At 43.3% G+C, this 26,782-nt stretch carries 23 protein-coding genes and 1 tRNA gene; 11 read left to right on the top strand and 13 right to left on the bottom strand.

Translation table 11 applies throughout. The annotated features are described in order from the left end of the window. Positions 1-49: 49 nt before the first annotated feature. The 12 genes from ABH008_RS05495 to ABH008_RS05440 form a co-directional block, all read right to left on the bottom strand. Positions 50-3,313 carry an efflux RND transporter permease subunit gene (locus tag ABH008_RS05495; RefSeq protein ID WP_347988848.1) on the bottom strand — a complete coding sequence of 1,088 codons (3,264 nt, stop codon included), beginning with the start codon at positions 3,311-3,313 and terminating at the stop codon, positions 50-52. After that, positions 3,310-4,407, bottom strand: coding sequence for an efflux RND transporter periplasmic adaptor subunit (locus tag ABH008_RS05490; RefSeq protein ID WP_347988847.1), 1,098 nt, complete (start codon positions 4,405-4,407; stop codon positions 3,310-3,312). Before ABH008_RS05490 ends, ABH008_RS05495 begins: the two co-directional genes overlap by 4 nt. A gap of 24 nt (positions 4,408-4,431) precedes the next feature. Beyond that, positions 4,432-5,772 (bottom strand): TolC family protein, encoded by a 1,341-nt coding sequence (locus ABH008_RS05485; protein WP_347988846.1) that lies wholly within the window; start codon positions 5,770-5,772, stop codon positions 4,432-4,434. A 112-nt stretch (positions 5,773-5,884) separates the two neighbouring features. Then, positions 5,885-7,168 (bottom strand): FAD/NAD(P)-binding oxidoreductase, encoded by a 1,284-nt coding sequence (locus tag ABH008_RS05480; protein WP_347988845.1) that lies wholly within the window; start codon positions 7,166-7,168, stop codon positions 5,885-5,887. A gap of 36 nt (positions 7,169-7,204) precedes the next feature. Continuing rightward, entirely contained in the window at positions 7,205-7,417 is a 213-nt protein-coding gene (locus ABH008_RS05475) for a DUF2892 domain-containing protein (RefSeq protein WP_347988844.1), read from the bottom strand. A gap of 2 nt (positions 7,418-7,419) precedes the next feature. After that, a complete protein-coding gene (gene cydX / locus ABH008_RS05470; protein WP_347988843.1) occupies positions 7,420-7,569 on the bottom strand; it encodes a cytochrome bd-I oxidase subunit CydX in 150 nt (49 codons plus the stop codon). Positions 7,570-7,580: 11 nt separating this feature from the next. After that, the gene (cydB, locus tag ABH008_RS05465) at positions 7,581-8,720 is read right to left on the bottom strand and encodes a cytochrome d ubiquinol oxidase subunit II (protein ID WP_347988842.1); all 1,140 of its coding nucleotides are present in this window, start codon (positions 8,718-8,720) and stop codon (positions 7,581-7,583) included. A 38-nt stretch (positions 8,721-8,758) separates the two neighbouring features. Beyond that, on the bottom strand, positions 8,759-10,306 hold the full coding sequence (locus ABH008_RS05460; RefSeq protein WP_347988841.1) for a cytochrome ubiquinol oxidase subunit I: 1,548 nt from the start codon (positions 10,304-10,306) through the stop codon (positions 8,759-8,761). Then, a complete protein-coding gene (locus ABH008_RS05455) occupies positions 10,296-10,541 on the bottom strand; it encodes a hypothetical protein (RefSeq protein WP_347988840.1) in 246 nt (81 codons plus the stop codon). Before ABH008_RS05455 ends, ABH008_RS05460 begins: the two co-directional genes overlap by 11 nt. Positions 10,542-10,585: 44 nt before the next feature. Further along, positions 10,586-11,008, bottom strand: coding sequence for a phosphate-starvation-inducible PsiE family protein (locus ABH008_RS05450; RefSeq protein ID WP_347988839.1), 423 nt, complete (start codon positions 11,006-11,008; stop codon positions 10,586-10,588). 4 nt (positions 11,009-11,012) lie between these two features. Further along, positions 11,013-11,936, bottom strand: a complete 924-nt coding sequence (locus tag ABH008_RS05445) for a sulfite exporter TauE/SafE family protein (RefSeq protein WP_347988838.1) — start codon at positions 11,934-11,936, stop codon at positions 11,013-11,015. A gap of 22 nt (positions 11,937-11,958) precedes the next feature. After that, positions 11,959-12,657 (bottom strand): MBL fold metallo-hydrolase, encoded by a 699-nt coding sequence (locus ABH008_RS05440; RefSeq protein WP_347988837.1) that lies wholly within the window; start codon positions 12,655-12,657, stop codon positions 11,959-11,961. Positions 12,658-12,847: 190 nt separating this feature from the next. On the opposite strand from ABH008_RS05440, the gene ABH008_RS05435 reads away from it, so the two are divergent. From ABH008_RS05435 to topA, 6 genes are all read left to right on the top strand, one after another. Continuing rightward, positions 12,848-14,197: a sigma 54-interacting transcriptional regulator gene (locus tag ABH008_RS05435; protein WP_347988836.1), complete on the top strand. Its 1,350-nt coding sequence runs from the start codon at positions 12,848-12,850 to the stop codon at positions 14,195-14,197. A 355-nt stretch (positions 14,198-14,552) separates the two neighbouring features. Then, positions 14,553-15,956, top strand: coding sequence for a sigma-54 dependent transcriptional regulator (locus ABH008_RS05430; RefSeq protein ID WP_347988835.1), 1,404 nt, complete (start codon positions 14,553-14,555; stop codon positions 15,954-15,956). Between the two features lie 376 nt (positions 15,957-16,332). After that, complete coding sequence (locus ABH008_RS05425) at positions 16,333-17,376, top strand: LysM peptidoglycan-binding domain-containing protein (protein WP_347988834.1); 1,044 nt, start codon at positions 16,333-16,335, stop codon at positions 17,374-17,376. A 184-nt stretch (positions 17,377-17,560) separates the two neighbouring features. Next, on the top strand, positions 17,561-18,655 hold the full coding sequence (gene dprA, locus ABH008_RS05420) for a DNA-processing protein DprA (RefSeq protein WP_347988833.1): 1,095 nt from the start codon (positions 17,561-17,563) through the stop codon (positions 18,653-18,655). Positions 18,656-18,666: 11 nt separating this feature from the next. Continuing rightward, positions 18,667-19,134, top strand: coding sequence for a DUF494 domain-containing protein (locus ABH008_RS05415; protein WP_347988832.1), 468 nt, complete (start codon positions 18,667-18,669; stop codon positions 19,132-19,134). 19 nt (positions 19,135-19,153) lie between these two features. Continuing rightward, the gene (gene topA / locus ABH008_RS05410) at positions 19,154-21,472 is read left to right on the top strand and encodes a type I DNA topoisomerase (protein WP_347988831.1); all 2,319 of its coding nucleotides are present in this window, start codon (positions 19,154-19,156) and stop codon (positions 21,470-21,472) included. A 12-nt stretch (positions 21,473-21,484) separates the two neighbouring features. Here topA and ABH008_RS05405 read toward each other — a convergent pair whose 3' ends face one another. Beyond that, positions 21,485-21,919 carry a DUF192 domain-containing protein gene (locus ABH008_RS05405; protein WP_347988830.1) on the bottom strand — a complete coding sequence of 145 codons (435 nt, stop codon included), beginning with the start codon at positions 21,917-21,919 and terminating at the stop codon, positions 21,485-21,487. Positions 21,920-22,032: 113 nt separating this feature from the next. Between ABH008_RS05405 and ABH008_RS05400 the strand changes: the two genes are divergently transcribed. The 5 genes from ABH008_RS05400 (at position 22,033) to ABH008_RS05380 (ending at position 26,759) form a co-directional block, all read left to right on the top strand. Next, positions 22,033-22,116 (top strand) — tRNA-Leu (locus ABH008_RS05400). 101 nt (positions 22,117-22,217) lie between these two features. After that, a complete protein-coding gene (gene tig / locus ABH008_RS05395) occupies positions 22,218-23,525 on the top strand; it encodes a trigger factor (RefSeq protein WP_347988829.1) in 1,308 nt (435 codons plus the stop codon). A gap of 1 nt (position 23,526) precedes the next feature. Continuing rightward, a complete protein-coding gene (clpP, locus tag ABH008_RS05390) occupies positions 23,527-24,162 on the top strand; it encodes an ATP-dependent Clp endopeptidase proteolytic subunit ClpP (RefSeq protein WP_347988828.1) in 636 nt (211 codons plus the stop codon). Between the two features lie 118 nt (positions 24,163-24,280). After that, on the top strand, positions 24,281-25,558 hold the full coding sequence (gene clpX / locus ABH008_RS05385; RefSeq protein WP_347988827.1) for an ATP-dependent Clp protease ATP-binding subunit ClpX: 1,278 nt from the start codon (positions 24,281-24,283) through the stop codon (positions 25,556-25,558). 148 nt (positions 25,559-25,706) lie between these two features. After that, entirely contained in the window at positions 25,707-26,759 is a 1,053-nt protein-coding gene (locus ABH008_RS05380) for a PIG-L family deacetylase (protein WP_347988826.1), read from the top strand. Positions 26,760-26,782 lie beyond the last annotated feature (23 nt).

Raw genomic sequence — 26,782 nt, 5'->3', positions numbered from 1 at the left:
TCTAATTTGCCCTAAGCTCAGATTATAAACATTCCCCTAGGTTATTCCCTTATTCATCAGTCAATCCTTGCTTGGACATATTTCGATTAATAAGAAAATATACGACGGGTATCACCACTAAAGAAAATAGCGTGGAGGCAATAATGCCAAAAATGAAACTCCAGGCTAATCCTGAAAAGATAGGGTCAAGCACGATCATCATCGACCCAAGCACGGCTGAAGCAGCAGTTAAAAAAATTGGATTAAGACGTGTTGCGCCAGCTGCGACAATAGCATCCGCTAAACTGATGAAGGGATTATTCCGGTAAATTTTCTCAATAAAGTCTATCAGAATAATTGAGTTACGCACCACGATACCCGCCAGAGCAATCATGCCAATCATTGCCGTAGCGGTAAAGTAGATTGGCGTTGGATAACCCGCAACTGGCTCGGTGAACAGATTGATAAACCAAAAACCTGGCATAATACCTATAACGGTTAGCGGGATGGCGATCATCATTATCAACGGTACACTGAGTGAACCCGTCTGCCCAACCAATAGGATATAGATCATTACCATGGCTGCGGCGAATGCCAAACCCAAATCCCTAAATACATCCACAGTGATTTTCCATTCCCCCTCCCCGGCCATTTCGGCTCTGTATCCAGGCGGTAAGGGCTGTTTTTTAAAGCTGTCGAATAAATCCAGAATGGCTTCAACCGGACTACGTCCAGCCATTTCAGCAGTCACATAAGCAACAGGCTGTAAGTTTTTATGGTAAATAGCTTGTTGGTTATGTTCATGACTGAAATGGCCAATTTCACTGAGTCGTACCAGTGTAGCACTGGCTGTTTTTACGGTAAGCCCTAATAAATCCTGTTCAGAAGAGCGCACAGCACGGGGTAATTGCACTTGTATGCTCAAGGGCTGCCGTTCTTCGGCAATATGCAACAAACCGACACCACTACCAGCGATTGCCAAGCGTAAGGTATTAGCAACCTGACTACTGTTTATACCCAGTAATGCCGCTTTATCCTGATCAAGCAGAAAATGCAGTTTGTCCTGTTCAGCTTCCACAAAATCATCCACATCGACTACACCTGCGGTATGCTCCATATCCGCCCTGACCTGCTTGGCAACTTGTATCACATCTTGATAACCGGATTCAGGCGGACCATAGACTTCTGCTACCAGAGTTGACAGCACAGGAGGACCGGGCGGCATTTCGACAATTTTGATATTCGCCGCGTACTTTTTTTCAATCCGTTCAATATCGGGTCTTATGCGTAAAGCAATATCATGTGAACTTTGCTGGCGGTGTGCTTTATCCGCCAACACTATACGCATATCACCGAGATGAGCACCCTGTCTAAGATAGTAGTGGCGTACCATGCCATTAAAATCCATAGGCGATGCGGTACCCACATAAGTTTGATAACTACTGACCTCGTTAACGGTGGCTAAATATTGGCCTAATTCTGCCGCAACCGCATCGGTTGCTTCCAGTGCCGAGCCTTTAGGCATATCAATAATCAGCTGCAATTCATTTTTATTATCGAAAGGTAGCAATTTCAAAGGTACCACACGCGTCACTGCCAACAGCGCCGAAGCGACAAATGCAAAAAACACGGCGAGTAAAAACCAATAGGCTTTGCTCCTGCTAGCTAATAAGGGACCTAAAATCGATTGGTAAAGTTTAAAACCACGCGATTCCTCAAGTACAAAAGCCGGACCATGCTCTTTGCCGTAATCACCTTTCAGCAAACGATAACTGGCCCAGGGTGTGACGGTAAATGCAATGACTAACGACAACAACATTGCAATCGGCACATTAAACGCCATGGGCGCCATATACGGCCCCATCATGCCGGTAATAAAAAACATTGGCACAAAGGACATAATGACCGCAAAGGTGGCCAAAATGGTTGGCGGACGGATTTCATTCACAGCACTCAACAAGGCTTGTAACGGTGGTTCCTTACGCATCTTGTAGTGGCGATGGATATTCTCAACATCGACAATGGGATCATCGACCAGTAAGCCCAACGATAAAATAAGCGCGAACATGGTGACCCGATTAATGGTATATCCAAAAATCAAGTCACATAATAAAGTGATGGCAAATGTCATGGGTACTGCTAATGACACAATCAGAGATTCCTTTAAACCCAGGGATAAAGCCAGCAGCACAATGATAGTCAAAATGGCGATGGATAAATGCATGACCAATTCATTTACTTTATGGTCTGCAGTTTCACCATAATTACGCGTGACGGTCATCAATACATCGTCTGGAATTAAAGTGCCTTGTAATTGTGTGGTTAAAGCCAAAACCTGTTCGGCCACACTCACCGCATTACTTCCGCGCCGTTTGGAAATAGCAATGGTCGCCATTTGCCTTTCTTCACCCGCTTCAGGAAATTTTCCATGACTGTCACCCACGGTTTTCATCTGAGCAACTGCTGGCCCAAAACCAATGCGCGTATATTCATCAGTATCAGCGGGGCCATCCAGCACGTTGGCAACATCGCGCAAATATAACAAACGCCCATTGAGGCTTTGTAATACCGTAGCACCAACATCTTCGGCAGTTTGATAATGCGGTCCAGATTCCAACACAATTTCGTGATTATTATGGGTAAGTTGGCCTATCTGCAGATTAACATTGCTTTGCAGCAATGCTTGTTTGACATCCAGCAAACTGATACCAGTAGCTTCCAGTCTAACGGGATCGGGATAAACCGAAATCCTGCGTGGGGCCGCGCCCATTACCCAGCTATTACCCACATTATCCACTGTACGTAAACGTTCGATGAGTTCATCGGCAATGCGACGTAGAGCCAAGGCATCTGTAGCGGAATGTTTAGACGACAGACTTAATAATAAAATAGGCACATCGTCAATTTCGACCGGTTTCACCAGCCAATCACTGACACCTGGTGGAATGGTATCCTGATTCGCCAACAATTTATCTCGGGTTTTGATCAAACTGTTTTCCAGATTTTCACCCACAAAATAACGCACAGTAACAACCGCTGAACCTGGACGCGAAACTGAATAAACATATTCGACACCCTTTATCTGCCGCAACAATACTTCCAGCGGAGTTGTTACCTGTTTTTCAACTTCTTCACTAGATGCACCCGGTACCTGTACAAACACATCCATCACTGGCACAATAATTTGCGGATCTTCTTCGCGGGGCGTTAATAGCAGTGCAGCCGCCCCAGCCAATAGGGATATGATCAAAAACAGTAGCGACAAATGCGAAGTGGTAAACAAGCGTACAATGCTGACAGTCAAACTGTCTTTTTTAATTTCACCCTGTTTCATTGTGCTTTTCCACCTGTTACCAGAATGATTTCGCCTTCTTGTAAACCCGACAATACTTCTAATTGTTCACCGTATTGTTTACCGGTACGAATATGTCGGTTGTGCAACAAATTGCCAACAACTACTTTTACTACCTGTAACTGACCGTAATGTAAAACAGCCGAAACAGGTATCAATAGTGTGGCTTGCTCGGCCTGACATGCCAATTCAAGCCAGCCGAACTGGCCATGCTGTAAACCATTAACTTTCGGCAAACGAACTTTGAGTTGTTGGCTACGCGTTAGAGGATCGATCTCTGGAATAATCTCGTCTATAGTGCCGCTCATGGCTTGCTGAATAGCATCAATGCGCACAGTGACCTGCATACCGAGCTTTGCTCTGGCAGCACAACGATCCGCAATCGCCACTTCCAAACGCAAATCATCAGGTTTTAGAAAAGTAATGATGGGTTGATTGGGCATACTCATATCTCCCGGCTCCTGCAAACGCTCACCCACCACCCCATCAAAGGGGGCATACAATATATTTTCGCCCAGCATGACTTTACTTTGCTGAGCATTACTGGCGGCTTGCTTAGCCATGGCCTGCGCGGATTGCGATTGCGCGAGTACCGCATCATAATTTTGCCGGGTAGCCGCTTGTTTGTTATAGAGGTCGATAATACGATTTTCTTCTGCCTTGGCTTGTACCGCCTGAGCTTGCGCGGCACTATGTGCGGCATTGGCAGCGTTATAGGCAGCCAGTAAATCACGGCCATCCAGACGAGCGATGACATCTCCTTTTTTCAGGCGATCACCAGGATGTACCAAAACATCAACAATGCGGGCATTCAATTTCGGTGCAATTTTCACCGCCAAACGTGAGCGCACAGTACCTTGCCATGACAACAAATTAGCTTCTGCATGGCTATCGACTTTTAAAACCTTTGCGCCTTCGGGTAGGGCTTCACCTTTAATTTCGGTGTTACCCGACTCAGTCTTTTTGTCGCCGCTAAGCACTCCCAGTGCAAACAATATTACCAGTAGTAATGCACTTATTGCCGCAACTGGTATCAGCCATTTAGGTTTATGTGCTACTGTGTTGTCATCAGTCATGAATTAGTCCTCTAACTTTCTAAGTTATTGCCAAAAACCAATGGCTTGTTTAAGTTCAGCTTCTGCGCGTAAAGCATCGTAACGACTACTTATTTGCCGGGTATTGGCTCTATCGCGGGCAACTTCTGCCTCAAGATAGCGGGTAACCGTTACAACGCCAGCCTGACGTTGCTCGTTAACCAGACGTAAGGCTTCTTGGGCCGATTGAACCGCCACAGCACTGACTTGCACACGGTTTAACGCTTCCTGCAATCGAAGCTGGGCAGATTTCAGCTGATTTTCTATGCGTAAACGGGTTTGTCGAGCCGTTTCCTGTGCGGCTGTCAATTCGTGTTCGGCTTTTTTAATTTTTTCCTGCGTTGAAAAACCGGTAAAAAGATCCAATTCCACTATTACACCGGCACTGACATTGTCCCGATTACTGTTATAAGTCAGATTTTTGCTATCTGAGCCATAATTAACAAACGCATCCGCTCTGGGCAAATATGCCGCTTGTGCTGCCGCAAGTTGTTTTTCGGCAATCGCTACCCGATTTTCAGCTGCTTTTAATTCCGGATGATGACTTAAAGCTTCATTCAACAAGTCATCAAAACCAGCTGGGGCAGCGGGTAAAGCACTGACCTGAGTCTCGTTTATGGCAAATACCTCGTTTATCGAAAGACCCAGCAAGGTTTTCAACATATTTTGTGCCATTTCAATGACATTTGCCGCCTGAATATCCTGCTCTTTGGCCTCTGCCAATTGTACTTCCAGAGATAGAACATCGGACTTCAACACCGTTCCGGCGTCGAAGCGAACTCGAGATTGATCCAATTCACTTTGCACGGCCTCAATGGCACGTTGACTGATTTTATGTGCATCTATAGCTGCCAATTCACCATAATAGGCTGCGGTGACATTACTCAGCAGACGATTTCGGGTGGCAGACTTTTCATATTCAGAAACTTCCACCCCCAATTTGGCAGCCTGACTCTGATAATAATCCTGTCCTCCACGAAATAGCGCGTAACTGGCGCTAACTTGCGGACGATAATCTTCAATAAAGCCGGGTTGATTAAAATTAGTACCTGCAAAATTTAAGCGACGCTCTGCAATCAACATGGCAAAAGCTTGGGCAGGATTATTACTATATTGATAAGACAAACTGGTTTTTAATTGCGGGTAAAAACTGGCCATCGCTTGACCCAACTGAGCATCAGCCTGTTCTATACGTGCTTGCATAATGCTTAACTCTGGATTATTCGCCAAAGCTAGATCAATCGCTTGCTCCAGGTTATAACTTTGCATGGCAGATTCAGCAAACACCAGCTTACTGAGTGCTAGCAATAACGTAGCTGAAAAAAATAGAAATGTTAATTGTTTCATTTTAAATTCATTAGTTTGTCTAATACTTTTCAGCGAATTGTAACGTGTATTGTTCAGGAAAAATCCCCCAAGGTGTAGGGTAATATAACAATACACCTTGGAGCTAAACTTTTTAGACCTTAGGCTTATGTTTAAGTCGCATAATGCCCAGCATTTTTAACGGCAAACGCTCATAAATCGGCTCACTGAGGCCTTGACGTACCTTACGAATAAAGTATTTTTCATAAGCAATTTTGGCTAAATGCACCCATTTGCCTCTGGAGGCCCATTGCACATTTCGTGGCGGTATTTGCGGCATGGCAAGAAAGGCGATACCCGTATCACCAAAATCCGCCAAACATAACGCATTCCAACTACCTTTATGTGTTGGCTGTCCACCATCGAGCTCTTCGCGAATATTATGTGCTGTGGCAGTAACCATAGATTCGATCATATAACCGGTTTTTGGCGTTCCGGTTGGCACCGGCGTTTGCGAAAGCGGCGGAATGGCAATACAAACACCTACCGAATAGATATTTTTATAGGTCGGATTACGCTGATGCTCGTCGACCAATACAAATCCACGTGGATTAACCAGTTTATCAATACCCAATAAAGCGTCCACGCCTTTAAATGCAGGTAATAACATGCTGTGTTTAAATGGCAATTCGTGTTTCTTTTTCTCTTGCCCATTCTCATCCACTTCAGTGACATACATCATACCTGCTTCGATTTTATCGACCTTGGCATTACAGATCCAATCAATATGTTTATTCCGTAGTTCACTTTCCAGCATGCCTTTGGTGTCACCCACTCCACCCAAACCTAAATGCCCGATGTACGGTTCGGAGGTTACATAAGTCATTTTCACTTGGTCGCGAATTTTACGTTTACGCAAATCGGTTTCAGCAATAAACATATATTCATAAGCAGGTCCAAAACAGGAGGCGCCTTGCACTGCACCAATCACAATGGGGCCAGGATCCTGCACAAAGTTAGTCCAAAACTCGCCCGACTCACCAGCATGATCGACATGACACACAGACTGAGTATACCCATCAGGCCCTAACCCCGGCACTTCGTCAAAAGCCAGTTTGGGGCCAGTGGCAATAATCAAAAAATCATAATCCACCCGAGTGCCATCTGCTATCTCTACCTGATTGCTTTCAGGATGAAAACGGATAGCTTTTTGCTGAATAAAGCTGATTTTTTTCTTTTTAAAAACCGGTGCCAATTCCACTTTAATGTCTTCCGGTTTTCGCCAATTTACCCCTACCCATGGATTAGACGGTACAAAATGAAAAGTTGGGGTATCCGCTATCACCAGCACTTCATCTTCTGCACGCGCCATTTCTTTCATTTCAAAAGCCATCGGGATACCCCCAATGCCTGCTCCTACGATTACTATTTTTGCCATGTTAAATTCCTCGTTGATAGATATTTTCTGTCGGTTTTACCGACATGTTTCTTTTATACCCAGCTTTTTTAAGATCATTTCCAGCGGGCAAAATTGGGTAAAACCGCTTTGAAACAGATTGGCACCAACAAAAGCAGTAAACCAAAGCCAATTAACATTTTGAAACAACGGGCTACCTTCCACCCCTAAACTCAGAGACAACAAAATAAAAAAGCCCGCAACAATTCTGACTATACGTTCGGTGGTCATACTTATAGTTCCCGATTAGATTTTGATAAACTGTCGCAAGACTCTTCGATACCATGGGTATCAATAGCGCAGACCGATTCCAGCCACATAGCGTTAATGATGGCAAAAGCAGCCGCAAAACCAACGCCGAGCATCCAGGTGAAATACCACATCGCATGTCTCCTTAATAAAGTGTATGAGTATCTTTTAATACAGAATCTTCAGTAACGCTGCCCCACATGATTTTGTACACCCATCGGGTATACAACAGCACGATAGGTAAAAACACTACGGTAATCCAAAAGGCTAATAAGAGTGTGAAATGACTAGAACTTGCATCCCACAGTGTCAAACTTGAGTCAGGATGGGTTGAAGAGATCAACAGAAAGGGAAACAATCCAAATCCCAAAGTCAATAACAACCCGGTAATACCCAAACAACTATACATAAAGGCTGCAATACGTGCCGTGCCTTTACCATACAACCAAGCCAACGTAATGCCAGAAAAACCAAGCACGGGTGCCACCAGCATCCAGGGATGAGTAAGAAAATGTTGCAGCCAGCCAGGCCCCACTGCAAGCACGATTTTATGCAACGGATTGGAGGGCGCATCGGTAGCGGCCATCTGCATAATTTCAGGACGATCAATACCCATGACAACCCAAAGCGTAATTAGTACTACACCGATCAGCAACACCCCCCCCAAACGTCTAACCGCCACAGTAGCACGTTGATGAATAACACCTTCACTACGCCATTTCAAAAATAAAGCGCCGTGAAAGCTGGTTCCCAGTAAGCTAACCACACCACACAACAAGGAGAATGGACTCAACAAAGCCCAGAACGACCCCGTATAAAAACTGCGTAAATCCTGATCAAGATGAAACGGCAATCCCAAAATCAGGTTACCAATCAGAACTCCAAACAACACGGGTGGCAAGGTACCACCTAAAAACAAACACCAATCCCAAGTATTTCGCCAAATTGGATTTGCCAGTTTGCCACGATAATCAAACCCGGCAGGTCTGAAAAACAAGGAAAATAGCACTAGCAACATGGCGATATACAAACCCGAAAACAGGGTGGCATAGACAGCGGGCCAAATGGCAAAAATAGCACCACCCAGTAATATCAACCAAACCTGATTACCTTCCCAGGTTGCACCGACAGTATTAATGATAACCCTGCGTTCAACATCGGTTTTACCAAGAAAAGGCAGTAAGGTGGCAACCCCAAAATCAAAGCCTTCTGTCAAGGTAAATGCAATGGCGACCACCCCAATAAACACCCACCAGATCAGGCGGATAGATTCATAATCGAACATAATGTATTCCTCATTAAATGCTTTAGTGGTTAATGCGCCTATTGTTCAAAGCAATAGCGACCGGTATGCAAACTGCTAGGACCAAGACGTACATATTTGAACATCAGATACAATTCAATTATCAGCAATACTGTATAGAACAGAGCAAAACCTCCAATACTGAACCAAAGCTGTTCGCTACTGACGCTAGACACACTGATATGCGTGGGTAATATGCCTGATATAGTCCAGGGTTGGCGACCCGCTTCAGCCACAAACCAGCCGGTTTCTGCTGCAATCCACGGTAGCGGGATACACCACACAGCCATGCGCATTAACCAGCGTTTTTGGTCGGCTACGCGTGTGGCGCAGTAGTAAAATGACATTGCAAAAATAAACAGCATGGTAAAACCGCAAACAACCATTACCCGAAAAGTCCAAAATAGTGGTGCCACTTTAGGAATAGTGTCATTAGCGGCTTTTTGTATAGTCGCAGTGTCTGCATCGACTACCTTTTCAGTATATTTTTTCAGCAGTAGTCCATAACCCAAATCGGCTTTATGAGCATCAAAATTTTGTTTGGTGGCAGCACTATGATCATCACTGCGCAATTTTTGCAGTTCTGCGTAGGCAATCATGCCACTTTTAATTCGAATGACGCTTTCCTCGCGCAATTCCTTTAACCCCTTAACATCTTCGTCGATGGAACGCGTTGCAATCAGACCCAGCACATAAGGTACTTTAATAGCGTAATCGGTTTTTTCGTTCACCTGATCCGGCAAGCCAAATAGCGTAAAGCCTGCGGGTGCAGGGTGAGTTTCCCACTCAGATTCAATTGCGGCCAGTTTCATTTTTTGGGTTTCACCCGAAGTGTAGCCACTCTCATCCCCCAGCACGATAACCGATAACACTGAAGCCAATCCAAAGGCTGAAGCAATTGAAAATGAACGCCGGGCAAAACCAATATCACGCTTCTTTAACAAATACCAGGAACTAATACCGAGCACAAACATGGAGCCGGTAACGTATCCAGCTGCAACGGTATGCACAAATTTAACCTGAGCTACCGGGTTGAAAAACACATCGGCAAAACTGGTCATTTCCATACGCAGCGTTTCGTAGTTAAATTCTGCCCCCACTGGATACTGCATCCAGCCATTGGCAATCAGAATCCATAACGCTGAAAGACTGGTACCTACCGCCAGCAACCACGTCACCACCAAATGTTGAACACGGGTCAATTTGTCCCAGCCGAAGAAAAACAGACCTACAAAGGTCGATTCCAGGAAAAATGCCATCCAGCCTTCACTGGCTAACAATGGGCCAAATATATCCCCGACATAATGCGAGTAATAGGCCCAATTTGTGCCAAACTGAAACTCCAGGGTCAAACCGGTAGTTACGCCCATGGCAAAGTTAATACCAAATAATTTGCCCCAGAATTTAGTCATATCTTTGTAGACCTCTTTTCCGGTCATCACATACACCGACTCCATAATGCCAAGAATAAAGGTCATGCCTAAAGTCAGCGGCACAAATAGAAAGTGGTAGAGCGCTGTCAGGCCAAATTGCAACCGGGACAACATAACAATATCTTCACCGATCATGGTGAGTCTCCTTTTTGGATTGGGAGGAAAAATCAGGATCTACCTGAGGTTGAGAATTGGATTGCATAAAATGCACAGCTATATCTGGCTTATGCACAGGTTTATCCGGCCAGCGAAAAATCAGAAACCATAATCCGGTTAAAAATATTACTTTTATGATTAACGCCACACCGATTTCCCATCGATATAAGCTGGTTTTCGGTACCGATACAGATTTTGAAACGAACTCATTCATACTTACCTCCTGTTACATGGCGTAAAAAATAATCACGCAGCACCTCAATTATTAGCTGTAGCTGGTTTACAGATTACGCGCGTGGCTATCGCTAGCAATAAAATTGCAGTAGCCACCAATAAAATACCGGTATCTACCTGATGGTGTGCCTGAATATCGCCTATCAGTAATCTTGATAATGCTGTAATAGCTATATAAATCAAACAAGTTACAGGCATGACACTGGTTTTAAAATAAATACCCACCATCGCCCCAAACTCCAGATAAATAAACAACAGCAAAATATCACCGATGGTGGCGTGTCCCTGTTGCATCATCCCACCGTAAGCCACCACTGCCGACCAGACGATACTGGCACCAATCACAAACAAAGCCAGATAATGAAAGGCCTCAATTAATAAACTACCTAATTCATCAATCCAATTGCGGATAATTTGCCGATTTTGGTTAAATTGTTCTAATTGCATTAAGTTAGTCCTCTTTCGCTGCATCAGAGTACGACGGCAAACCCAACGGTGCGGTTCTGTGTATGCTATAAGCAATGCGTACCAGCACCCCAAATAACAACACTGCCAACATAGCCCATTCCAGACTTTGCACATCAGTTATCAACACACACAACGACTCCAATATTGACAAGCTTAAGGATTGAAATAAGGTATAAGCGGCCACCAACAATACTAACACGCCAAATAGGCGTCGCAACCAGACCGGATTTACATAGCCTGATAACCAGGCACCTCCTGTACTGCCCATGATTGCACCGCTTGCTACAATCAAAGTCAGATTTAAATCCAAACTGACATGCTGACTATAGCCAATCAAACCTGCCATGGCATTCATGACAATAACCAGTAAAGAAGTGCCTACAGCTCCCTGAATAGGCAAGCCAATTAATAGCGTTAAAGCCGGCATGATTAAAAACCCACCACCCACGCCCACCATGCCGGTCAGACCGCCAACAAAAAATCCATCGAACAATACCCGTAAAAAGGGAAGATTTAACGGACAAATTGGTAAAGGTTTTTGACTGTCAACATTGGTTTTGCTGGCTATTTTTTCACCTTTCAGCATAAAAATACCCGTTATTGCCACCACCAGACCAAACAACGTCATCAGTAACTGCGCCGAAAAATGTCCGGCCAAATGACCGCCACCAAATGCCCCTGCCATACCGGCAATGCCAAACACTCCACCGCTTTTCCAGCATACAGTGCCACGCCGGGCATGCGATAACAAAGCTATCAAACTGGAAATACCAACGACCACAAACGAAGTGAGAATAGCCTGCTTAGGTTCGACATGTAACAGGTAGACCAGCATAGGCACCGTCAAAATTGATCCGCCGCCACCGAGAAGTCCCAACATCAAGCCAATTAAAATTGACAAACTCATCGTCAGTATCATGTTGTGTCTTCTATAATGAATCAGCTGCCAGTCCGCAACACTGATTTGCTGGCAGCGCCTGATCAATGAACCTGGGATACGCTATTTTCAGCTCTTGCATAATGGCAATGAAATCCTCGCGCTTACGCGCATTACCAATGCGTGGATTCTTCGTTATTTCCTGTTTAATGGTTGAAACAGTATTACCGTTATAATCGTGACCAGGATAAACCAGCGTATCGGCAGGCAGAGTAAACAGCTGGCGAGTAATGCTATCGTATAGTTGACCAGCATCACCTTGTTGAAAATCAGTTCGCCCACAACCGCCTATCAACAAACTATCGCCGGTAAATACCCGATCAGACAACACATAGCTAACACAACCATTGGTATGTCCTGGGGTATGTCGCACTTCAATATCGAGATCACCAACTTGTAGCAATACTTGATCCGTCACCAATAAATCAGCACACTTAGCCCCAGCATCACGATGCACCACACTTTTACTGCCTAAAGTTTGGCGTAATAAACCCGCAGCGGTGATATGGTCAGCATGTACATGTGTTTCAAAAGTAAAAATCAGGTTTAGATTAAGCTTGTTTAATAAATCGACATAGGTAGCTAACTCAGAGGCTACTGAATCGATTAAACAGGCTCGTCGTGTACGTTCACAACCTAAAAGATAAGTATAGGTTGAGGTTTCAAGATCAAAAAGCTGTCTAAAAATCATAGAGGCCTCCAGTTAATTAGTAAATTCTAATAAACTTATATCAAATTATATGCCATTTCTAATTTTCTGCTTAAATACTTGCTTTTAATGCTTTTCAAGGATAATTATTAGTCACTTTTATGTTTCACATTGAAACATTGAAACAAATATGCTACTTTTGAAACAAATTTGACACATATCAATTTTACTTATGGCTGGATACTCACCTTTTTTTATACGCTGGCTTAGCCAAATTGGCCCCGACCAAGTAATTGCTGTACTGGCCGACCTTATTGATATAGGTGCTGTGTTTGTGATCGACGCGGAACATAAAGTTTTATTTTGGAATAATAGCGCAGAAAGCATATTTGGCCTGAATGCCGATGCAGTGCTTGGCAAACTGTGTACCGATGTTTTGCATTGCGATGGCGAAATTGATCCTTGCGACCTTAAACAACACGGCGTGATTAAAGCGCAACCTATCTCTTTAAAACAAACTAATGGCACTCGAATCAAATGTTATCGTACAGCACGCGCGTTTTTTAATACCGATGGGCAATTTGCAGGTGCGGTGGAAATTATACAGCCGGAATCCAAAGCCACACTCGCAGTCCCTACACAACCCGCTAACGATAGTTTCCATGGTATTTTGTCAAATGACCCAGCCATGCTGGAAGTCATTAAAGTTATTAGTAATGTGGCTGAAACTGAAGCCACCGTGTTAATTCGCGGTGAATCGGGTACCGGGAAAGAATTAGTCGCTCATGCCTTGCATCAAGAAAGTTCTCGCCGTAACCAACCGTTTCTGGCTATTAATTGCGCAGCTCTCAGCCCCAGCTTATTGGAAAGTGAATTATTTGGGCATGTGAAAGGCGCCTTTACCGGTGCTGTTCGTCATCACGCGGGCTTGTTTCAACGCGCGGATAGGGGTACCTTATTTTTGGACGAAGTTGCAGAATTGCCACTGGAACTGCAAGCTAAATTGCTTAGAGTATTGCAAGAGCAAACTTTTATTCCGGTAGGCGGTAATGTGTCGATCACAGTTGACGTACGAATTATCGCCGCCACTCACCGTTCGCTTCGAGAAGAAGTTAAATCAGGCCGATTTAGAGAAGACTTGATGTACCGTTTGCGGGTGGTGCCGGTTTTTCTTCCGCCATTACGTGATCGTCGTATGGATGTTAGTTTATTGCTTTGGCATAACATCAATCAACATAATATACGTGGTCGCAGACATATCAATACCATTGCTCCAGACGTCATGCGTTGTTTACTTGATTACCACTGGCCGGGTAATGTCCGTGAATTAATCAATGTTGTCGAATATGCTTTTGCCGTTGGCCGCGGGAACCAATTATGCATGGAAGATTTACCACCCGAATTTAGGGAAACTAACTCACCAATAAAGTCACCACACAATCTAGTCAACTATCTAAATGAAGAAGAGTCGATCCGTGAAGCATTAAGAATTGCTGGCGGCAATCTGGAAACTGCCGCTAGTATTGTCGGCATGAGTAGAGCCACTTTCTGGCGTAAACGTAAAAAATACCATTTGAACTAACTTTTTGCCATATTAACCGCAAAGCCACTTAGAGATAATGTGTTTGCTTTGCAACAACTGGCTTAACATAATCTTAGCAATGCCCCATCAAAGCAAGTGATGTCGCGTATAACAGTATTTATATGCCACTTAATTTGTATATTTATCACTAGATTCTATACTGTAGACCTCCTATCAAACAGTTAATCTCTGTTTAGGAATTGCGCCTTGGCAATATTTGTTTAAAAATCTTGAACTATTTCATACAACGAATTGAATTACACAGCGTTCTGTCATAGATCAACTACAATGATTAACTTAGAATTTTTTATATGGTCGTTGTGACCGGCTTAGTAATTCATAGAGAACCTATCGTATGGCTGTACCGGAAATTTTGCTGATTGATGACAATAAACAACGCTTGCATCTACTAGAAACAGTACTTAAATTCATGGAATGTACGGTTATAGTGGCGAGTGGTAATGATTATCAGTTGGTATTGTCAAGTAATGACCTTGATGCTATTTTTATTGGCTGTAGCGATAGCACGCAAACAAACGTTATTAAAGAGCTGACCTTACATAGTAACGGCACACCAGTATTTTTGGTCATTGACAAGGATCAGCCACAATCCCAATCCAATCAGGCAATGCTGGCTGGAGTTTTAGAGTGGCCAACGGTTTATCCAAAGTTATTGGCACTTTTAAATAGCATTCCTCAAGCTTCGGAAACCAATAAAAAACCACAAACCAATAAAGGCTTAGCGGGTCAAAGTAAAGCCATCCAAAAAATCAGAGATCTTATCAATCAAGTAGCCAAATCCGATGCAACCGTTTTAATACTGGGTGAATCGGGTACAGGAAAAGAAGTTGTGGCACAAGCACTGCATCGCTCATCCACGCGTAGAGACAAACCGTTTGTTCCCGTTAATTGCGGCGCAATTCCAGGGGAATTATTGGAAAGTGAGTTATTTGGACATGAAAAAGGGGCATTCACTGGCGCATTCAACTCCAGACAGGGCCGCTTTGAAATGGCGGAAGGCGGCACGCTTTTCCTTGACGAAATTGGCGACATGCCTATGCCTATGCAGGTTAAACTGCTCCGCGTTTTACAAGAACGCACCTTCGAAAGAGTCGGTAGCAATAAAACCGTTCACTGTAATGTACGCGTAATTGCCGCCACACATCGCCAGCTTGAACAAGAAATTATTGAAAAACGTTTTCGTGAGGATTTATATTACCGCTTGAATGTATTTCCCATAGAAATCCCCCCCTTGCGTGATAGAATTGAAGATATTCCTTTTCTTATTAATGACTTGCTAGCCAAAATGACAGTGAGCCAACGCGGAAATATCCGCCTGACTCAAAAAGCGATTGCTTTATTAATGCAACACCAATGGCCAGGCAATGTCCGCGAGTTATCTAATTTAATCGAACGTATAGCCATTACTCACCCTGATGGTACTGTTGATGCCAATGATCTGCCTGAAAAATTCCAAGCTTATACAATACCCGATAACTTGCCAACAATTAGTGTTACCCCCCAATGGGAGGAAACAAATTCTCCTTCTATTCCCTTATTTAAGCCCGGTGTAACTACAGGCAACACAGTACAACTTCCCGAACAAGGGATTGATTTGAAAGAGTATCTGACTGATCTTGAAAATGAACTTATCCGCCAGGCATTGGATGAATGCAACGGTGTGGTAGCTCACGCAGCCAAGCTATTGAATATGCGCCGCACCACACTGGTCGAAAAACTTCGTAAAGTGGACGTATAAAGCCGCCCAGCTTACTAATAATTGATAAATATAGGGAAATTAAACTTGAGTCCGTTTTAAGCGTTAAAACTTATTAATAACAAACACCCATGTAAGTTTAGAGCGACTATTATCTGTACGTTATTTAAATTAATCGCAGGGCAAAACATTCAATATGCAGATTTATTACCCTGCGAAATGAGCCGCCAAGCCTGATTAAAAGTGATTCGAAATTCCGAATCGATTACAATTATATTCATAAACACAGTAACTTTCGGTAAGCATGGTTTTAGCACCGTTTGCGGCAAACTCAGCTACTATCGTTCAAAGTGTAACAAATAACTCTATACATTCTTTTTAACTTGGTTATTTAATCTTAAATCTAGCAGGATACTTTATGGTTTTGCGTACAATATTCGGCATACTGCTGGGCTTTTTTTTTAGTACCAGTCTTTTGGCTGAAGAACTAAAAATAAATCCTAACCACCCAGACCAATACACAGTGGTAAAAGGAGATACGTTATGGGATATCTCTGGCAAGTTTCTACAACATCCATGGCAATGGCCCAAGCTCTGGCATAATAATCCACAAATTAAAGACCCTCACTGGATATATCCTGGCGATACCCTTTATTTTTCATATGTCAACGGTGAACCCCGTCTGAGCTTTTCACGCTATTCTGGTTCTGGTGAGGAAAAAATGGAGCCGAGAATACGCGAATCAGGTATCGATTCTGCGATACCGATGATACCCAGCGATGCAATAGCACAATTTTTAAGTTCACCTAAAATTGTAGGCAAAGACGAATTGAATAATTCCCCATACATAGTCGATATTGGTGGAAATGAACGTCTGGTTGGTGGAGCGGGTGACCGGCTCTATGCTCGATCAATAGTAACACCAACTACCCTTTCTTATGGTATTTACAGGCAAGGAGATCCCTATATTAGTCCACAAACCAACGAAATTTTAGGTTACGAAGCGCTGTTTATAGGCGACGCCACACTGGTTGCATCTGGAGATCCTGCAACCTTAATAGCCAACAAATCTAATTCCCAAATTCGTCAGGGTGACCGTTTAATGCCCAGTGAGGAAAACAGTGTTGCATTGAATTATTTTCCTAAAGCACCAGAAAGCCAAATCTCTGCCTATATTATTCGGGTAATGGGCGGCATAACACAGATAGGACAACACGACATTGTAGTGATCGACAAAGGTATAGCAGACGGTTTGCAAGCAGGTCATACCCTAAATATTTTTCGGGCGGGTAGAGTTATCAATGACACGCTACACTCAATAGAAGAACCGGAAGCAGTAAAGTTACCTGACGAATACTCAGGAGTAATTATGATTTTCAGACCTTTCGAACGGGTGAGTTATGCGCTGGTGATGGACGCATTAGGGCCCATTCACATACTGGACAGAGTACAAACTCCTTAAACTCAATTTCAAAGGTAGAGAAGTAAATAGCAAGCAGTTAGTATTGTATTTAACCCCAATTTCTGATCATATCATCCGTTTATGCCTTAGTCACACTCAGCATAAACGGACTAGATGATACAGAGCATGGTGTCTATTCTAAACAGATTAACTGGCTGATTATTAAATCTAAATTTATACTTAATTGGTACACATTATCAATCCGAATATTAAATACTGGCTAGCAATCGTTAGAACCCCAGGTATCGGCAGTAATACTCTGCTACGATTGCTCAATCATTATGAACTCAGTGAAATTTTTTCTGCGCCGCAAAGCAATCTCAGTGCGCTGGGACTTAGCGAAAAAATTATTCAAGCCATACACAATCCAGACTGGGCGTTGATCGAACAAGATCTAGCTTGGTTGAATCAGAATCAAAATTACGCACTAACGCTTGAAGATGCTGCTTATCCAGCTCAATTAAAAGAAATAAGCAACCCACCGCCGGTATTATTTGTAAAAGGCAATCCGGCATTATTGGCACAACCACAGATTGCGATTGTTGGTAGCCGAAATCCATCGACAATCGGTACTAAAATTGCCATTGAATTTTCTCAAGCCTTGGCAATGACAGGTTTAACCATTACCAGTGGTATGGCGCTAGGTATTGATGCTGCCAGCCACCAGGGTGCCATTAATGTTAACGGTCAAACCATTGCTGTAGCCGGCACCGGATTGGATCGAGTCTATCCTGCCTGTCACAAACACTTAGCCACACAAATTGTCGAACAGGGAGCATTGGTTTCAGAGTTTCCTCCTGGTACTTCGGCTAAAGCCAATCATTTTCCAAGACGGAATCGAATCATTAGCGGCTTATGCATGGGGTTACTCGTTGTCGAAGCGGCTCAAGAAAGTGGCTCTTTAATTACTGCGCGCTTAGCACTGGAACAAAATCGTGAAGTTTTTGCAATTCCAGGCTCTATTCACAATCCTTTAGCGCGAGGATGCAATGCATTAATTAGACAAGGAGCTAAATTAGTTGAAACTGTCGAAGATATTTTTGAAGAATTAGGGCAATACAATCAACTGCCTATAAAAAACAGAGTAGAAAGCATACAAACAGGACTTGACCTGGAGCAGCAAAATCTATTGAAATTGATCGACTACAACCCGACAACGGTTGATACTCTGGTATTAGAAAGCGGCTGGTCAGTGGAAATAATTTCCTCAATGTTGCTAGTTTTGGAACTACAGGGTTATATTGCTACCGCCTCCGGTGGTAGCTATTTCAGAATCTAAAAAAGGCTCTAATGAAAGAAGATATTTTTGATGTCCTAATCTACTTGTTTGAAAATTATCTCGATGGTGACGGTGAGAGTTATCCTGACACCGACGTTATTGCCAATGAATTGGTAGAAGCCGGATTCCATCAACCCGATGTCAATAAAGCTTTCGATTGGTTAGAATCACTGGCAGAAATTGAAACCATCAGTCCCGCAGTGGCATCTTCGTTTAGAGTGTTTAGCAGCGAAGAAACTGCAGTTTTTGACCTAGAATGTCGAGATTTTCTGATGTTTTTGGAACATACAGGAATTTTATCTCCCATAAATAGGGAAATTGCCATTGATAGGGCGATGGCTTTACAAGACGAAAATATCACTTTAGAGAGACTAAAGTGGATAGTACTAATGGTGTTGTTAAGTCAACCAGGCGATAGTGTGGCTTTCTCTAGAATGGAAGATATCGTCTATGATTTAATACCCACTTCTTTACACTGATTTTTTTTGTATGGATAGCATGAGCAAGAGTTTAGTCATTGTAGAGTCACCCGCAAAATGTAAGACCATAGAAAAATATTTGGGCAAGGATTTTCAAGTTCTTGCCTCCTATGGTCATGTCCGTGATTTGATACCCAAAGAAGGAGCCGTTGATCCTGAAAATGCTTTTGCAATGAAATATCAGGTCATTGATCGCAATCTTCGCCATTTACAGGAAATTGGCAAGGCGATTAAAAATGCAGATACTCTTTATCTCGCCACTGACCCGGATCGCGAAGGTGAAGCGATATCATGGCATGTCTTTGAGCATCTCAAGGAAAAAAAGCTACTAAAAAACAAAGAAGTATTTCGTGTAGTTTTCCATGAAATCACCAAAAAAGCCGTAACGGATGCTATTGCTCATCCAACTGAGTTATCGACCAATATGGTCAATGCTCAGCAAGCAAGACGCGCACTTGATTATCTGGTAGGTTTTAATCTTTCACCATTGTTATGGAAAAAAATTCGTCGAGGCTTGTCTGCGGGGCGCGTGCAAAGTCCAGCGCTCAGAATGATAGTCGAACGAGAAATGGAAATAGAGGCTTTTAAAAGCCGCGAGTACTGGTCTCACACAGCTGAAGCCAGCTCGCAAGAGTTGCCTTTCAAAGCTAAGTTAACGCATTTTAATGGCGAAAAGCTCAATCAATTCAGCTTTACCGACGCAGATCAGGCTGCGCAAGTACAACAAACCTTACTTGAAGCCGCAGATGGTCGTCTAATACCTATCAAGCTAGAAAAAAAACAACGTAGCCGTAATCCAGCGCCACCATTTATTACTTCTACGCTACAACAGGAAGCCGCCCGTAAACTCGGCTTTACCACTAAACGTACCATGATGGTGGCACAACAACTTTACGAAGGGATTGATTTAGGCGGCGAAACTGTCGGCTTAATTTCCTATATGCGTACCGATTCAGTCAATCTATCTGAAGAAGCGTTAGCGGATATTCGTACCTTAATTGCCGAAAAGTATGGTATTGAAAATGTTCCTAAACAAACCAGGGAATTTAAGACAAAATCAAAAAATGCCCAGGAAGCGCACGAAGCTATCCGACCCACTTCTGTACATCGTCAACCAGAAGACGTAAAAAATCGGCTAACTATCGAACAATTTAAACTTTACGACCTGATCTGGAAACGTACCGTAGCGTGCCAAATGATAAACGCCACTCTTAATCAAGTGGCGGTAGATCTTTCTTGTGGCAGCGAAAAAAATGTGTTTCGTGCTACAGGCTCCACGGTCACCAACCCAGGGTTTATGGCCGTTTATCTGGAAGGCAAAGACGACAACAAAGACGCCGCTGACGACCAGGAAAGCATCTTACCGCCCATGGAAGAGGGACGCCCTATAAGCCTTAAAGACATTACTGCCGACCAACACTTTACAGAACCACCTCCGCGTTATAGCGAAGCGAGTTTGGTTAAAGCCTTGGAAGAGCATGGTATTGGCCGTCCATCCACCTATGCGACCATTATTTCGACACTACAAAACCGTGAATATGTCACCTTGGACAATAAACGCTTCTACCCCTCTGATGTAGGGCGAATTGTTAACAAGTTTTTGACTGATCATTTTACTAAATACGTCGATTACGACTTTACAGCCAATCTGGAAGATGATTTAGACGCTGTTGCTCGGGGTGAAAAAGACTGGATTCCGTTAATGAACGATTTCTGGCGGCCTTTTACCCAATTAATTACTGAAAAGGAAGAATCGGTACAACGAAGCGATGTTACGCAAGAAAGCATTGATGAAAAATGTCCTGAATGTGGCAACCCTTTATCCATTCGTCTCGGTCGTAATGGCCGATTCATTGGCTGTACCCATTATCCAACCTGCTCCTACACCCGTAATTTAGGTGATGACAACACAGCAAGTACAGCAGGGCCTGAAACCGTAGAAGGCCGAGTATGTCCGCTCTGCTCATCCACATTAGTGATTAAAACCGGACGCTACGGAAAATTTATTGGTTGTAGTGGCTATCCGGGGTGCAAGCATATTGAGCCACTGGAAAAACCGCAAGATACGGGGGTAACCTGTCCACAATGTCAAAAAGGTGAGATTCTTAAGCGTAAATCTCGTAATGGTAAGATATTTTATTCCTGTTCTGGCTATCCTAAATGCGACTACGCTCTTTGGGACGCACCCATTAAGGAAAATTGTCCGAGCTGCAATTGGCCGATATTAACCTTGAAAACCACCAAACGCCGTGGCACCGAAAAAGTTTGTCCGCAAAAAGAATGTAAATACGCAACGCCTTATGAAGGTGATGAGGCCGATGTAAATGGACCAGTGTAACTAGCTGACAGATTAATTAGCTGGATGTTTTGATAAATCGGGCAATCTTAATGTTTGCCCAATTTGTAAATGATGATCATGACTAAAACCAGCATTGAGTTCTAACATGAAACTTGCAGCAGCTTGCGGGCTATAAATTTCGCAGGGTTCATGCAAACAAGGTTGCAAATTTTCCAGTATCGACACAATATGACCATCGGTAGATAAAAAAATCGCATCCAGAGGTATATAAGTGTTTTTCATCCATACTTCATGCACAGCCTGATCTGGATAAACAAATAACATACCCTGGTTGATACCTAAATGGGTTCTGAACATTAAACCCTGCTCTCGCTCAGTTTGATTAAGAGCAATCTCGACGCGAATATCTAATTTCTGTGCTATAAAAGTTAGGCTATGTATAGGCTTGGTATTTATATTTTCCGCGTTTACTGTAAAAGAATTCATCAGTAACGCACATAAAATGCCAAAATATTTGAAAATTGGTGAATTCATACAGAGAGATAGTAAATAGAGGGTTGTTTTTAAAAAATTGACTGATTATAATAACAGGCTACTTTGCGAGCGTGGCGAAATTGGTAGACGCGCTGGATTTAGGTTCCAGTGGTAACCCCGTGGGAGTTCGAGTCTCCCCGCTCGCACCATCCTCTTTTTTTAGTTAACGATGCCGCGTTAATTCTCCGAATTGATAAACAGCTGGTCGGTCTCTGCAACATGTCCCTTTTTTATTTTTTGAGGTAAAGCAATGCAAGTTTCTGTCGAGAAGACATCAGAATTAAGCAGAAAAATGACTGTCAGCATCCCAGATGCGATAGTACAGGAAAAAATGGAATCTCGTCTCAAAAAGCTGGCGCGGGAAGTTAAGGTTGACGGTTTCCGTCCTGGAAAAGTCCCTGCTCATGTCGTTAAAAAACTCTATGGTGACAGAGTAAAAGGCGAAATTACTGGCGACTTGGTTGAATCAAGCTATTTCGAAGCCTTAAAACAAGAAAACATTAATCCAGCCGGACAACCACATATCCAGCCGCTTGCAGAAACCGAAGGTTTTGCATATGTCGCCGAATTTGAAGTGTATCCTGAAATTTCTTTAGACAACATCAACCAACTACAGGTTATTCGCCCTTTAGCCAATATTACTGAAGACGATGTTGACACCATGATTGAAAAACTTCGCCAACAGAAAAAAACTTGGCAGGAAGTTGATCGCGCCTCAGCAGAAGGTGACAATATTACTATTAACTTCTCTGGCGTTTCAGAAGGCGAAAACTTTACGGGTGGCAAAGTCGAAAATTCTAAAATCGAAATTGGTAGCCAACAAATGATACCGGGTTTTGAAGATGAACTGAAAGGCTTGAGCGCAGGTGCGGTTAAAACCTTTTCAGCCACCTTTCCTGAACAATACCACAGCAGTAATCTGGCTGGAAAAACCGCAGAGTTTGAAATTGAAGTTGTCAAAGTCGAAGCTTCAGTATTGCCTGAAGTTGATGCCGAATTCATTAAAGCATACGGTGTTGATGCTGGCGAAATTACAGAATTTCGCGCCGATGTTTCTGCAAATATGGAACGCGAACTACAGCAAGGCCTTAAAAACAAACTAAAGTCGTCTGTATTTGACAATCTGCTTACGCACATCACTGTACCGCTGCCAAAAGCGATGATTGATCAGGAAATGCAACAACTGCTGCAGCCTTATGCAGAACAAGCTAAAAAACGCAAAGTTAAATTGGAAGATTTAAACCTGTCACCTGAATTATTCGAATCGCAAGCGAAACGCCGCGTGGCTTTAGGCTTAATATTTTCTGAAGTGATTCAAAAAAACAAACTTACCATTGATGCCGATAAAGTACGTGCAGTCATCACCGACATGGCAAAAAGTTACGAACAACCTGAAGATGTCGTAAACTGGTATTATGCTGATCAAAGTCGATTAAATGATGTACAACAAATGGTACTTGAAGATCAAGCTATAGACTGGTTAGTCAGTCAGGCACAAGTTACCGACCAAACCTTCAGCTTTAGTGAAGTAATGGAAAAACAGCAAACTGAGGCCTAATATGCATTTAAAACATACCCTGCAAGAAACTTTTGCACCTTCTGCCGCTGGCGGCTTAGTGCCTATCGTCATTGAACAAACCGCTCGTGGTGAACGTTCATTTGATATTTATTCGCGCTTACTGAAAGAACGGGTAATTTTTCTGGTGGGTCAGGTAGAAGATTACATGGCAAACCTAGTCGTTGCTCAGCTACTATTTCTGGAATCTGAAAACCCAGACAAAGATATTCACCTGTATATTAACTCACCCGGCGGATCGGTTACAGCTGGCATGTCTATCTATGACACCATGCAGTTCATCAAACCCGATGTCAGCACTATGTGTATCGGCCAAGCGGCCAGCATGGGGTCTTTACTACTGGCTGGTGGTGCCGCAGGTAAACGTTACTGCCTACCGCACTCAAGAGTGATGATACACCAACCACTAGGTGGATTTCAGGGCCAAGCATCCGACTTTGATATTCATGCTCGTGAAATCCTATCTATTCGTGATAAGTTGAATAAAATACTGTCGCATCACACTGGACAAACTTTGCAAAAAATAGAACAAGATACTGATCGGGACAATTTTTTAAGTTCTGACCAAGCTGTTGAATATGGGATTATCGATAAGGTACTCAGCAATCGCATCGCCTAAAAAATATTCAAACCTGACTTAGTCGACAATATGATTAATAGCCGCTTGGAAAATTTATTATTTGGCTATATGCTTTGTACAACAAAAGCGATATACCCTATTGGCGCGGAGATCCCCCATGACTAAAGAAAAAAAAGGTAAGGACGACGAAAAACTGCTTTATTGCTCTTTTTGCGGTAAAAGCCAAAACGAAGTTCGTAAATTGATTGCAGGACCATCAGTCTATGTTTGTGACGAGTGCGTTGAACTTTGTAATGACATTATAAAAGACGAATTATTAGAAGATGAGTCAAGTAATGGTCATAGCGCTCTTCCTAAACCCAAAGATATTAAGCTAGAGCTTGATAACTATGTCATTGGACAGGAAAACGCAAAGAAAATTCTGGCTGTTGCTGTCTACAACCATTACAAACGTCTGCGCTCTAATAGCCATAAAAAGCAGGAAGTCGAACTGGCTAAAAGCAATATTTTGCTGATAGGTCCCACAGGTTCAGGTAAGACACTGTTAGCTGAAACTTTGGCAAAATTGCTGGATGTACCTTTTACCATTGCCGATGCAACCACGCTAACCGAAGCGGGTTATGTTGGCGAAGACGTGGAAAACATCATTCTGAAAATTCTGCAAAAATGTGATTATGATGTAGAAAAAGCCGAAACTGGTATTGTTTATATCGACGAAATCGATAAAATTTCGCGTAAATCAGACAATCCATCTATTACTCGTGATGTGTCAGGCGAAGGCGTACAACAAGCGCTGCTTAAACTGATTGAAGGCACCGTGGCATCGGTACCACCCCAAGGTGGCAGAAAACATCCACAACAGGATTTTTTACAGGTCAATACGGCTAACATTCTGTTTATTGTTGGTGGCGCATTTGCTGGGTTGGATAAAGTAATCAAACACCGCACCGAAAAAGGCGGCATTGGTTTTTCGGCAGAAGTCAAAAGCAAAGAAGACAACACCAATATCGGCGAATTATTTGCAGATGTCCGAGCGGAAGATTTAATTAAATACGGTTTGATTCCTGAGTTTGTGGGTCGCTTGCCAGTAGTGGCTACCCTTGACGAATTGGATGAAGCAGCATTAATTCAAATTCTGACAGAACCCAAAAATGCGCTCATAAAACAGTACAAACACCTGTTCAATATGGAAGGTGCTGAGCTGGAGTTCCGAGATGACTCCTTGTCTGCTATTGCTCGTAAATCCATGGAGAGAAAAACGGGTGCCAGAGGTTTGCGCACCATTGTAGAGAACGTGTTGTTGAATACTATGTACGAACTCCCCTCCAATGACAAAATTGCCAAAGTGGTCATTGATGAAAGCGTTATCATGGGTAATTCGGAACCTATTCTGGTCTATGGAGCAGAACAGCGCCTCGCCGCATCTGACTCTTAATCGGGCTACTGCTAACTAAAAAAGGGCTGTTAATCAGCCCTTTTTTGTTTGTGTTGACCCAAAAAGTGCCTTAAGCATCTGTTTTAGGTCATTTTTAACAGTAATGGTATGATCACGCCCTAAATAGTATTAACTTATGCTTTAATCCATGAATTCTGCGACACAATCAGTCTCATTCGGCAAAACCACTTTGGCTGTAGCAGGTATCTTTTTTCTGCTATGCCCAACTAGCTCGTCCGCCCAAACTGTACAAAAATTTGACGTGGGAAAAGGGGAACGCTTATTGATTCTGGCTCCGCATCCAGACGACGAAACCTTGGGTGCAGCGGGTCTGGCACAACAGGTGTTTGAACAGGGGGGCAGTGTACGTAGCGTAGTGGTAACGGCCGGCGACGCTTATGTAGACGCTATTGAAGAAGCAACCGGAAGACATCACCTGAAACGCGCCGATTTTTATAAATACGGCGAACAACGTTTGGAAGAATCGCAAAAAGCCGCGCAACTGTTGGGGAATGGTGCGCTAAAATTGAATTTACTTGGCTTTTCCGACGGCTCTATCTATGACATGTTGGTGTCCAACTGGTGGCGCAAATATCCAGATAAATCAGAATATACCGGTTTCAATCACGTCTATTATAAACAGGCCGAAAAAAAAGGTATGGCTCAAGATGGTCAGGACTTGAGAAACGAACTGGTAGCCATCCTTAGAACCAGCAAGCCAACTTTAATAGTATTTCCAGATGTCATGGAAGATGATTCGGATCATGCCGCTCTAGGTATGTTTGCCTTACTGGCCATAGACGAATGGCTGGAACATCAAAAACCTCCTCGGCCACAACCACGCCTGCTGGCCTACCTAATCCACTGGCCAAACTGGCCACCCGGCGCTAACGGTGTAAAACCCGTTGATTACAGTCAAAAACCTTTATATTTACCAACGAACTTGCCCTTGCGCGGACATGTCCGTGCCTGCGTCGATCTCAGTCGACAACAAACCCTGACCAAACGTGAAGCGCTGGCACAGTATAAGACCCAGCAGAATTTCATGGCACCTTATCTGGAAGCCTTTGTACATAGCAACGAATGTTTCACCCAGTTAAAACCGGCTGACACCGACGGTATAGAAAAAGTGGTTAAGCGCTGGCAAAATGCCAAGAAGTCGTTTAGTTCGCATCCAAATACTCGGCGGCGGATTTTGTGAGAAATTTGTATCGAGTGCAACCA

The sequence above is a fragment of the Methylomonas sp. AM2-LC genome (genome assembly GCF_039904985.1).
Taxonomy (GTDB): Bacteria; Pseudomonadota; Gammaproteobacteria; order Methylococcales; family Methylomonadaceae; genus Methylomonas.
This window is presented reverse-complemented; position numbering and strand designations above follow the sequence as displayed.